This is a genomic window from Pseudoalteromonas sp. DSM 26666 (assembly GCF_900116475.1).
Lineage (GTDB): Bacteria > Pseudomonadota > Gammaproteobacteria > Enterobacterales > Alteromonadaceae > Pseudoalteromonas > Pseudoalteromonas tetraodonis.
The window spans coordinates 768,035-780,241 of the sequence record NZ_FPAR01000001.1; the positions used below are offsets into that span (position 1 = coordinate 768,035).

The following is a 12,207-nucleotide window of genomic DNA, read 5'->3' on the forward strand; positions in this document are numbered from 1 at the left end:
TAGCAGCTAAGAGCCTAATTTAATGGAGTAATTAATGGCGTTTGAGCAATGGGCAGCCTTGCCTTGGGTAAAATCTCAAAAAGATAAAATTCAATGGGGCGAGCTTTTAGGCAGTGGCTTGAGCATTGCCATTGCACAAGGTGTAAAACAACAAGATAACTTAGTGTTAATAGTTACGCCAGATACACCAAGTGCTTTGCGCCTTGAAACCGAATTAGAGTATTTGCTTCCGGATAACCCGGTAATGATATTTCCGGATTGGGAGACATTGCCTTATGATCATTTCTCTCCCCATCAAGATATTATTTCAGCGCGCTTAGCAACGCTTAATACCCTGAAAAACGAGCAACAAAGCGTGCTCATTATGCCTGTATCAACGCTGATGCTGCGCACGGCCCCAGCTTCGTTTATATACGGTTCAACGCTTAATTTTAAAGTGGGCGATAGATTAGACACCCACGCTTTGCGTGAAAACTTAGAGCAAGCGGGTTACATGCACGTGCAACAAGTTATGGAGCATGGCGAATATGCAATACGTGGCTCTATTGTTGATTTATACCCGATGGGCAGTAAACACCCATTTAGGCTCGATTTTTTTGATGACGAGCTTGATACCATTCGCTTATTTGATGTGGAAACACAACGCTCAGATGAAAAAGTAGAAAAAATTGAGTTACTTCCTGCCCATGAATTCCCCACTAACGACACGGATATTGAACGCTTTAGAATAAACTATCGTGAAAAGTTTGGCGCAAGCGCAGAGCAAGACTCTGTCTATATGCAAGTTAGTAAAGGTAATTGGCCTGGAGGTATTGAATACTACATGCCATTATTTTTTGATGGCTTGGCGACTATTTTTGACTATTTGCCTGAATCAACGACCGTGATGCAATTAGGCGATTTAGAACATGCGGCGGATAACTTTTGGCACGATGTTAATGTACGCTATGAAAACCGCCGTGTGGACCCCTTGCGCCCACTTTTACCACCGGATGAATTGTACCAGCCAATCAATGAGCTATTTTCAAACTTAGGTAATTATGGCCGCATTCGTTTATCGCAAGCAAAATTGGGCACTAAAGCGGGCAATAAAAACCTTGCCGTTAATGAATTACCCAATGTCCGCATTGATCATAAACAACATGAACCTTACAACGCATTCATTAGCTATGTGGCAGAGCAAAAAAAGAAAAAAGGCCGAGTTGTCATTAGTGTTGAGTCGGATGGTCGACGTGAATCATTACTGAGTATATTAAAACCCAGCGGCTTAAAATTTAAAGAGTTTGATACTTTTGAGCAATTTACCAACAGCAGTAGTGACGTTGGTTTAATTGTAAGCCCACTTGAACAAAGTGTCGTGCTTAGCACAAAACCTAGCCTGAGCATTATTACTGAGCAAGAATTGCTTGGAATTAAAGTATCACAACGCAGACGCCGTAAGCACAAGTATGAAGCAAGCCAAGATGCGCTAATTCGTAACTTAGCAGAGTTAAAAGAAGGCCAACCGGTTGTGCACCTTGACCATGGTGTTGGCCGTTATCAAGGACTGCAAACAATTGATGCTGCCGGTGTGGTTACTGAATTTGTAACCATTATTTATGCCGGTGAAGCAAAGCTCTATGTGCCGGTATCAGCGCTTCATATGCTTAGCCGTTACTCTGGCGGTGAAGAAGCCAGTGCCCCACTGCATAAGCTCGGCTCTGATGCGTGGGATAAGGCAAAAAAACGCGCCGCTGAAAAAGTACGCGATGTCGCTGCTGAATTGCTCGATATCTACGCTCAGCGCCAAGCAAAGCCGGGTAATAAATTTACGCTGGATGGCCAAGCTTATCGTCAATTTAGTGATAGCTTCCCGTTTGAAGAAACGGATGATCAACGTAACGCTATTGAAGCTGTACTGGGTGATATGCAATCAAAACAAGCCATGGATCGCTTAGTCTGTGGTGATGTAGGCTTTGGTAAAACCGAAGTAGCCATGCGTGCAGCGTTTGTTGCGGTTAACGATAATAAGCAGGTGGCTATTTTAGTCCCTACCACCCTACTTGCTCAACAACACTACGATAACTTTAAAGACCGCTTTGCTGATTTTCCAATTGAAGTGGGTGTATTGTCTCGGTTTAACTCGACCAAAGAGCAAAAAGAAACCCTTGAAAAGATGAGTAATGGCAAGCTTGATGTTGTCATTGGCACGCATAAACTAATTCAACAAGACATCAATTTTAAAGACTTAGGCCTGTTAATTGTTGATGAAGAACACCGATTTGGGGTGCGCCAAAAAGAAAAAATTAAAGCCCTGAGAGCTGATGTTGACATACTCACCCTGACCGCAACCCCTATCCCCCGTACTTTAAATATGGCCATGAGTGGTATGCGCGATTTATCTATTATTGCTACCCCACCGGCTAAACGCTTAGCTGTTAAAACTTTTGTGCGCCAACGCGACGAAGAGCTTATTCGCGAAGCGGTACTGCGTGAGATTAAACGCGGCGGCCAGGTGTACTTTTTACACAACAATGTAGAAACCATTGAGCGTGTTGCTCAAGAAATTAGCGAATGGGTGCCTGAGGCAACAGTTACCTCAGCCCACGGGCAAATGCGAGAGCAAGAGCTTGAGCAGATCATGACCGATTTTTATCACCAAAAATACAATGTACTGGTATGTACTACGATTATTGAAACCGGCATTGATGTACCCACAGCAAATACTATTATTATGGACAGAGCCGATAAACTCGGTCTTGCTCAGCTGCATCAATTACGCGGACGTGTTGGTAGAAGTCATCACCAAGCCTATGCTTATTTACTCACAGGTAACCCTAAAGCGCTCTCTAAAGATGCGAAAAAGCGTTTAGATGCCATTGCCTCATTAGAAGATTTAGGCGCAGGCTTTGCCTTAGCAACCCACGATTTAGAAATTCGTGGTGCCGGTGAGCTATTAGGAGACGATCAATCTGGACAAATGCAAACCATTGGCTTTAATTTATACATGGAAATGCTTGAACAGGCTGTTAACGCGCTTAAAAATGGTCAAGAGCCAACCCTTGAAAATTTATTACAAAAACAAACCGAAGTTGATTTAAAGCTACCTGCCTTGTTACCTGATGATTATATTCATGATGTTAACGCGCGTTTAGGTATGTACAAGCGTGTAGCAAGTTGTGCTAACCTTGCTGATATTGATGAACTGCAAGTAGAATTGATAGATCGATTTGGTTTATTACCTGATGCAGCTAAAAACCTATTTAGTTTACAACAACTAAAAATGCAGGCGAGCAATTTGGGCATAACCAAAATAGAAGCTAACCCGAAAGGAGGCTACTTTGAGTTCAGTCAAAATACCAAGGTTAATCCTAGCTTCATTATTGGTTTGATACAAAGTGCGCCACACATTTATAAAATGGATGGCGCAAATAAATTACGCTTTGCCATTAGCGAGGCGAATGCCCGTGAACGCTTAAAAATGATCACTGCTATGATTGCAGATTTCGAAAAAAAGGTTAGCCATTAATGTTGCTGAAAAAATCGCTGGTTATTTTATGCTGCTTATTTAGCAGTACTGCATTTGCAGAGCGCTGGTTTGAAGTAGAGGTGTTAATATTTAAACAGCGCCCTGCTCCTTACTTACAAGAAGACTTTAGCTTAAAGCATGACGCCATTGAAGATAAAAACACCTTAGATTTATTGGCCTCTGCTTATAAAAACCAAGCAATGGACGCGTGTATAAACGGTGACCCACGCTTTCAAACACGTACATTTGCTGACACTTTGGTTAATTCAAACCCACAGTCTGCAGCGTGTAACGACAGCATTGATTATGTAAAAAGTTACGATGTGCTGCCAGTAACCCCTCAAGCACCAGTACAAGATACGATGGAGCAAACTTACCTGCTCGCTCCTGAACAACTGCAGTTTGAACAACAACGCCAAGCTTTAGACCGCAAAGGACTCACCCCTATATTACATACAGGCTGGCGGTTTGAAGGCGCAAGTAAATCACGCTCACCCAGTATGCACTTATTTGCAGGCAACCAATTAAATAACAATATGAACACCGGTTTTAGTTACGCCAATTCCGACTTTATTAGCTTACTTGATACTCCTGAGCCATTGTTTAATGAAGCACAGTCTCCGACCATGAAATGGGAGTTAGATGGCTTATTGAAAATACATTTACGCCATTATTTATACATTAATGCGGATTTCGACATTAGTGAAAAGCAAGATAATGGTGAGCTAGAATCAGCCCGTTTTTCACAATTTAGACGCGTTTTCAGCGAAGATATTCATTACTTTGATCATCCTCGTATGGGTATGATTGTACAAATTCGAAAATTTAACCATTAACAGTAGGAAAATAATAATGAAGAAGCTCCTAATAATTGCTGCAGCACTGAGTCTTGCTGCTTGTTCAAAAGTAAGCATGGAAAATTACGAAAAAATTAAAATTGGTATGGACAAAACAGAAGTTGAAGCACTTTTAGGCAGTGCTGATAACTGTGTAGAAAAAACATTACATACTAGCTGTACTTGGGGTGATGACGCTAAAAACATCGAAATTACCCTGGTATCAGACAAAGTAACGCTTTACAGCAAAAAAGGGCTAACGGATAAATAAGGACAACAAAGGAATAACGTATGTTATTCCTCTTTTTTTGCATCGCTGGTGTAAATAAGCTCTATGTTGACTATTTTACTGCGGTTTAAAGTGATTTTGTAACGCTGATAGAGCGTTTTATCCGGTTCGGTTAGAACCAATACCATGTTTAACTGATAGCGCCTTTCTACTCCCTGTTTAGAAATTTTATTGTTTTCTAAATGATAGAGCTTCCCTTCCCCTTTTTTTAAATAACGTGCAAACGGCGCGAGATTAAATTGCAGCGTTTGCTGCAAGCTATCGTAGCCTGGCAAAAATTCTTTAGCACTTACCCGGGTTTCACTAGCAAAATGCAGCCATTGCGCCGCCTGTTTGTTTTGCTGACGACGCTTAGAAAAAATTTTCCTCACTTCTTTGGGGATTTTTTTAAACCGGGTGTACTCTAACCAAATAAACTGACTCGCCACTTTATCTTTTGTGATACTGTTTTTAAAAATAAAGCGCCATTTTGGCCGCCCTCGCACAATAGCACGCCAAATAATACGGGTAATATCTTCTTTAAATATTTCTCTTAGCCCGTAAATAACCCCTAAAATTAGAATTAATGAAGCGGTTATTTCAGTAAAGGTAGAACGCGCATTTAAAATAACCACCATCACAAAAGCCATTATAACAGCTGTTACAGAGCCTTTTACCAACCGCTTTAAATAGCTATTAAGATAGCGTGTTTGGCGCTGTAAAATCACTCCATGCTCTATTAAACGCTGGAGTAAACGCATCTTATTAGTAATTCTGTTGGCGTCTTTAAGTGTTGAATCAGAATTATATTGCTGCTCTGCTCGATACTCACTCTCTGACTTACAAAAGTTTAATAAGTCGTTTCGTTCTTTAGCGTGATCGCTACTACGCGGGCCTTCATCAAGTAGCTTTAAAAAAGTTTGTTCAATTTGCCAGCTTAGGTAGTTATCAGCATTAGTATAAAACGGGATCAGCTTTTCGTTATCTGGGGTGTAACGTCTGAGTTTTCTAAGTAGGCTTTGGCTTTGTTCACAGAGCTCCATGGCTCGTTGATAAAACTCATCGCTTTCTTGAATTTTTAACGCATCTTTAATATCGGCATCAATTGCCAGACGCACTTGATAACAATATAAATTTAAATTTTGTCGGTAATCTTGCTGCTCACCTTTGTTTTTACTAACAAAACGGCTTCGTACCAATGGAAGATGAATGTTATTCGCGTTATAGGCTACAAAAGATTTAAATTGGTTATTAAAGTAAGACTCTTCGCTGAGTGTTTGCGCGTTAATACCCATTTCGTTTGGGATAGAAAAATAAAGATCGAGACGCTGCTCTGCACGCGGTGATAGTTGCGGTTCAATAACAAACGATAAATTTTCGTCTTGCTTTAACAATGATGCCTCCTTTGGTTATCTACCTGAGTTTACGTGCCTCTTTAATTTTGTTCAACAAAAAAGGCCTAGTAAAAACTAGGCCTTTTAGTAGTTCTAATGAATTAAAATTAGAACTTAACGTTTACGCTTGCAAAGATACGAGAACCAATTACGTCGTAAAGCTCTGGGACAGTACCCATATCATTACCACCTAGCACTGACTCAGGCTCTTTATCAAAGATATTATTCATACCACCAGTTAAACGAACATCGTCGTTTAAGTTATAGCTCATAGAGATATCATGGTAAACAGTGTCGTCTGTGCTAAAGAATTCACCATAGTACTCACCGTCCATACCTTTGATATAACGAGCGTTGTAAAGCACGCTGATATCATCATTAATATCGTAGTTAACTGAAAGGTTTGACTTAATTTCAGAGTAACCACCAATGTTTCCATCAATAGTGCCTGTGTAATCAATTTCGTCTTGCTCAAATTCAATTAAGTAAGTCGTATCTAGGTTGATACGGTAGTTATCAGCTGTATAAGAGATATTCCAGTCAATACCTGATGTATCTTGTGCGCCTACATTTGTTAATGCTGAGCTTAATTCAGATAAATCACCATCAGCTGTAATGTTTACTGCTGCACATGATTGCGTATTTCCAGCAAAACAGTTGCGCATTTCGTTTTGTACGTCTAAACGCGTAATTGCATTAGTAATATCAAACTTCCAGTAATCTAATGTAGTTGATAAACCGTCAGCAACTTCCCACACTAAACCGAATGTGAATGATCTGCTCTCTTCTGCTTGAAGATTATCATCACTTGTGTAGTTAACTTCGATTTGTGGATCTTGCTCGTTACCCCATGGATCTTCTAGGTAATCGAATGAACCTGTATTACCACCAAATAATTCAGCAACATTTGGAGCTCTAAAACCAGTAGCAAGTACAGAGCGAACCATAAAGCTATCTGTTACATTCCAAGTAGCACCAAGTTTCCACGTTGTTTCACCACCAAATGTTGAGTAGTTATCGTAACGTGCAGCACCTTCTAGAGTAACTGACTCAAGCACTGGCATAGATGCTTCAAAGTATACAGATTGAACAGAGTAATCACCGTCTGTTGGATCTTGTTGTGAAGCTGTGCTTTCGCCTCTTTGAGTAATTAAATCTGGTGTATAAAAACCACTTTCGAATCTATTCTCAACACCAATTGCGTAACCAATATCACTCTCTGTAACAGCACTGTAACCCGCAGATAGGATGAATTGCTCATTACCACCTTCGTTTGACTCTGTGTAAAGAGAGTTGCTCGATACTAATAGGTCACGATTAATTGCATCGCCACTAAACCAAAGCGCTTGGTCACCATAAATGCTTTGCTCCATGTTACCCGCATGGATTGAGTTTTGAACCTTATCTTCTGAGTCATTACGACCGTAAGTTGCGCTAATGTCCCAGCTTGCATCGTTATCTAAAAGACCTTGCAATGCAATAGACGCTCTGTATGTATCTGTTTTTTGCTCATAGATACGTGGACCCGCATCAACCATTCTACGACGGTACTCTAATGAATCGGCTAATACACCATCTTCATCGATAAATGCATTAGTGTATGCATTACTTAGCTTTGAAGTGTCTAAATCAATGCTTGCAGGTTGTGGTGCTAACTGTTGGCTTGAATCACGACGTGTGTACATTAAATCAACATTAAATGTTGTGTCTGAATCAAGTTCTTTATTAAAGCTAGTAAAGACGCTGTATAAGTCACTTGGTGTTTGTGCATAGCTTGACGGTGTGTAGTCATAACATGTATCACGGTCTTTGAATCCACCTTGACCATTTGGCGCTTTACCACCTAAAGTCCCTTCTGGGATGTAAGACGAACAACCTGGCTCAACAAATTTACGGTCTGACTGAATAATATCGCCACGGCTTGTGTACTGAGCACCTAATACTAGGTTACCGTCAGCCACTTGCATACCATGAAGTAAACTAACACCATAGTTTGTGCCGTCACCTTTGGTAGTTTGGCTACCTTCAACATTGACTTCAGAACCTTCAAAATCTTTTTTCGTGATGATATTTACAACACCAGCGATAGCGTCTGAACCATAAACAGCTGATGCACCATCTTTTAAGATTTCGATTGATTTAATCATGGCAACAGGAATAGTGTTTAAATCAACAGAAGAATCAGCGCCAGTGCCTGATGAAACCATACGACGGCCGTTTAATAGAACTAGGGTACGCTGTGCGCCCATACCACGAAGGTTAACTGTAGCAGAACCACCAGAACCATTGTTACTAGTCCCACCTAAGCTCATACCTGCCGCTGACGGTTGGTTTGAAAGTACATCTGCAACTGAGGTGTAGCCGCTCTTAGCAATAAAATCATCACCAATTACTGTGATTGGGCTAGCCGTTTCCATATCGGTACGGTTAATACGAGAACCCGTTACTTGAATTTTTTCAATTGACTTTGCTGCTTCGTCTGCAGCTAAAACCTGAACACTTGAGAACATTGGGATCGCTGCAATTACAGCTAAACCAAGAGTTGATTTTTTCATGGATGAACCCTACTTGTTGAAAATTTACCTAAATTGGTAATGCTCACTTTTATGAGAATTTTGAGTGAGCGGGAGCAACTTAGGCGCCTTTAACTGAACGAAAACTTAACGAACGTTCACTGTGCAATCAATGAAAATTAAGACGTCCCACGAAAGGAACAAAGGTTACAGTATGTTTCATTGTTAATTAATAAAAACAGTTAAAAATCATAAACTAAAGACCAAGCAATCACATAAAAAACACAGCTGAAATCAAATGAGTAGAGTTTGTAATCAAATGTAATTATTACAATAATGTGCCCTAAACAGGAAAATTAACATGTTAATCACAGCTCGTTATTAAAACGGTAAAACTAGGTGTTAATTACTAACCATATTTATGCAAGTAGATTGTTTATTTAGTCTGAATTTTTTTGTTATAAGTTTTAATCATGCAAATTTTATGTGTATTGAAGGTTTAAGACGGGCTGCCAATTAAACTAAAAACGGCTATCAAAGTGGATCCATTAGATAAATCTACATATTAATGACATGGGTGCTTTATTGCACGTATGAGCACAATTGAATAAGCAAGCCAAGCAGAGCTTAAGTTATAAACTTGGAAGGTAAATGGATATGTAAAAGCTATATTAAGAATGGTTATTTTATCAGATAGACTTTAATTGCAGATAACTATTAAATGTGAGGCATTTGGCTTTGCCGCTATAATTTTACGGGAATGGCGCAGTTAAAAACCACGCCTGAGCAGAAAGCCTTTAATAGGTAACGTTAAAAAAATATTCAACATTTTCACTTATGCCAGTGTTTGTATCGACAGTAGTAAGAATAAGCTTCCACACCATGTTTTTTTCTGAGCAAATCCCTACCATAGTATTAGCTACCCAAACGCTACCCTGATTTTTAAATTGTACGGGAATGTAACCCATATACATGCTAACGCCTTCTAATTTTGCTGCAGTTATTGTTACACCAGTCGGTAACTGAGTGTAAATTGAAAACGGTGTCTCTGGTGATAGGGTTTCTTCGCTTAGCCAAACTTTAACTTGATTTGGAAAAATACACGGGTTGTTATTTTTACACTCTGTTTGTGATTGATTTACTTTTGGTGTTGATGTTGATCCAGAAAAGTCACAACCTAGTAAGAATAGTAGAAAAGAAAGTAAACATACTCTATATATATACATGCAGGTTCTCAAAGTATCTAATGTATTAGCCCAACATTTGGGCACGTTGGTTGATTATCGGCTTTAATGGGCAAGTAAGGTACAAATCACCTCAAAAAATAGACAGCAAGTTAATAAAGTTTGATTGATGTCATATTATTACGCAATTGACCTATCTTTTTAAGGCCAAAAAATTTATCATTTCAACCGCAAAAAAAACAAGTATTTCTTGAGATTATTATCTTTAACAACCACATATTGTGGGTTTTAGATAGTATACTTTGGAATAATAGTAGGTCCTACTTTTACAAGTAGGTAATTCATTTCTAAACGCATTTATTGCAGCGGAAGCCAGAAAATGAGCCAAACAGTAGCATCACAAACTGAGTACAATTATAAAGTTGTACGCCAATTCGCTATTATGACAGTGATTTGGGGCATCGTTGGCATGGGTATTGGGGTTCTGATAGCTGCCCAATTAGCTTGGCCAGCTCTTAACTTTGATACACCATGGTTAACTTACTCTCGACTTCGTCCGTTACACACGAACGCAGTAATTTTCGCATTTGGTACAAGTGCACTTTTTGCGACGTCTTATTACGTCGTACAACGTACATGTCAAACGCGCCTTCTTTCAGACAAATTAGCCGCCTTTACCTTTTGGGGTTGGCAGTTAGTTATTGTTCTAGCAGCAATTACTCTACCTATGGGTATTTCAAGTTCTAAAGAGTATGCAGAACTTGAGTGGCCAATCGATATCTTAATTGCTGTTGTTTGGGTAACTTACGCTATTGTATTTATGGGCACTATTGCAAAACGCAAAGTAGCGCATATTTATGTAGCTAACTGGTTCTATGCTGGTTTCATTATTACCGTTGCTGTTCTACATATTGTTAACAGCATGGCAGTCCCAGTCTCATTGACTAAATCATATTCAATCTATGCAGGTGCCGTAGATGCAATGGTTCAGTGGTGGTATGGCCACAACGCAGTAGGCTTCCTTCTAACTGCGGGTTTCTTGGGTATGATGTATTACTTTGTACCAAAGCAAGCGGGTCGCCCTGTTTACTCATACCGTTTGTCGGTTGTTCACTTTTGGGCACTTATTTCTCTTTACATTTGGGCAGGTCCTCACCACCTTCACTACACTGCGCTTCCTGATTGGACGCAAAGCTTAGGTATGGTGATGTCTATTATCTTATTCGTACCGTCTTGGGGTGGTATGATCAACGGTATTATGACGCTCTCAGGTGCATGGCATAAGCTACGTACTGACCCAGTTTTACGTTTCTTAGTGGTTTCATTGTCTTTCTACGGTATGTCGACGTTTGAAGGCCCGATGATGGCAATTAAATCTGTTAATGCGTTATCGCACTACACAGATTGGACTGTAGGTCACGTTCACTCAGGTGCATTAGGTTGGGTTGCGATGATTTCTATCGGTGCTATTTACCACCTTATCCCTGCGTTATTCTCGCAAGGTCGTATGTACAGCATTAAATTAATCAATACACACTTCTGGTTACACACAGTGGGTGTTGTTTTATACATTGTTGCAATGTGGATTTCAGGTGTAATGCAAGGTCTAATGTGGCGTGCAGTTAACTCTGACGGTACATTAATGTACAGCTTTGTACAGTCGTTAGAAGCCTCTCATCCTTTCTATGTTATGCGTTTCTTAGGCGGTGTATTCATCGTTACAGGTATGCTGGTTATGGCTTATAACGTTTATCGTACAGTTTCAGCGAAAAATAACTCGTTAGAACTTGATGAACAAGCGCAGTTAGCATAACGGAGTTAGATAATGAGCAATAAAAATTCACAAAACAAACACGAAATTATCGAGAAAAACATTGGCCTCATGGCCATCTTGACTGTTTTCGCAATCAGCTTCGGTGCATTAGTAGAAATTACGCCGCTAATGTTCCAAGACGATACAACCAAGCCAGTGGATGGGTTACGCCCATTAAATGCACTAGAGTTTGAAGGTCGCGACATTTATGTGCGTGAAGGTTGTGCTAACTGTCACTCTCAAATGATCCGTCCATTTCGTGATGAAGTTGAGCGTTACGGTCACTACTCTGTAGCAGGCGAGTCAGTATGGGATCACCCTTTCCTTTGGGGTTCTAAACGTACTGGCCCTGACTTAGCACGAGTAGGTAAACGTTACTCAGATGATTGGCATTATGCGCACTTAATGGATCCACGTGCCGTGGTTCCTGAGTCTAATATGCCAGGTTTCCCTTGGTTAGCAGAGAACACGCTTGATACAAGTCTGACTCTGAAAAAACTACAAATTTTCCGTGACACGTTTGCTATCAATCCAGAAAACCCAAAACACCCGGGTCTAGGTTATGGCAGTGACGAGGAATTAATCGCTGACATTGCTAAAGTTGATGCAATGAATGACGGTAAAGGTGCAACAGAAATGCAAGCCCTTATCGCTTATTTGCAACAACTTGGCACACATTTGAAGTAGATTA

General features: G+C 40.1%; 8 protein-coding genes. 5 read left to right on the forward strand and 3 right to left on the reverse strand.

All coding sequences use genetic code 11. From position 1 onward, the window contains the following. The first annotated feature begins 34 nt into the window (after positions 1-34). Genes mfd through BM380_RS03470 form a run of 3 tightly spaced genes read left to right on the forward strand, consistent with a single transcriptional unit; the run spans position 35 to position 4,615 of the window. Positions 35-3,508 (forward strand): transcription-repair coupling factor, encoded by a 3,474-nt coding sequence (gene mfd, locus BM380_RS03460; protein ID WP_013464676.1) that lies wholly within the window; start codon positions 35-37, stop codon positions 3,506-3,508. After that, complete coding sequence (locus BM380_RS03465; RefSeq protein WP_090492936.1) at positions 3,508-4,344, forward strand: peptidoglycan binding protein CsiV; 837 nt, start codon at positions 3,508-3,510, stop codon at positions 4,342-4,344. Before mfd ends, BM380_RS03465 begins: the two co-directional genes overlap by 1 nt. Positions 4,345-4,360: 16 nt before the next feature. Beyond that, the gene (locus BM380_RS03470; RefSeq protein ID WP_013464674.1) at positions 4,361-4,615 is read left to right on the forward strand and encodes a hypothetical protein; all 255 of its coding nucleotides are present in this window, start codon (positions 4,361-4,363) and stop codon (positions 4,613-4,615) included. A gap of 23 nt (positions 4,616-4,638) precedes the next feature. Here BM380_RS03470 and BM380_RS03475 read toward each other — a convergent pair whose 3' ends face one another. The 3 genes from BM380_RS03475 to BM380_RS03485 all read right to left on the reverse strand — a co-directional run bounded on the left by BM380_RS03475 (position 4,639) and on the right by BM380_RS03485 (position 9,745). Then, positions 4,639-6,006 (reverse strand): hypothetical protein, encoded by a 1,368-nt coding sequence (locus BM380_RS03475; RefSeq protein ID WP_013464673.1) that lies wholly within the window; start codon positions 6,004-6,006, stop codon positions 4,639-4,641. Between the two features lie 107 nt (positions 6,007-6,113). Then, positions 6,114-8,561 (reverse strand): TonB-dependent receptor plug domain-containing protein, encoded by a 2,448-nt coding sequence (locus BM380_RS03480; protein ID WP_028835767.1) that lies wholly within the window; start codon positions 8,559-8,561, stop codon positions 6,114-6,116. A 755-nt stretch (positions 8,562-9,316) separates the two neighbouring features. After that, positions 9,317-9,745: a hypothetical protein gene (locus BM380_RS03485; RefSeq protein WP_013464671.1), complete on the reverse strand. Its 429-nt coding sequence runs from the start codon at positions 9,743-9,745 to the stop codon at positions 9,317-9,319. Between the two features lie 337 nt (positions 9,746-10,082). Here BM380_RS03485 and ccoN point away from each other — a divergent pair, with 337 nt between their 5' ends. Further along, the gene (ccoN, locus tag BM380_RS03490) at positions 10,083-11,516 is read left to right on the forward strand and encodes a cytochrome-c oxidase, cbb3-type subunit I (protein ID WP_013464670.1); all 1,434 of its coding nucleotides are present in this window, start codon (positions 10,083-10,085) and stop codon (positions 11,514-11,516) included. 12 nt (positions 11,517-11,528) lie between these two features. Then, positions 11,529-12,203 carry a cytochrome-c oxidase, cbb3-type subunit II gene (gene ccoO / locus BM380_RS03495; RefSeq protein WP_013464669.1) on the forward strand — a complete coding sequence of 225 codons (675 nt, stop codon included), beginning with the start codon at positions 11,529-11,531 and terminating at the stop codon, positions 12,201-12,203. Positions 12,204-12,207: the final 4 nt, after the last annotated feature.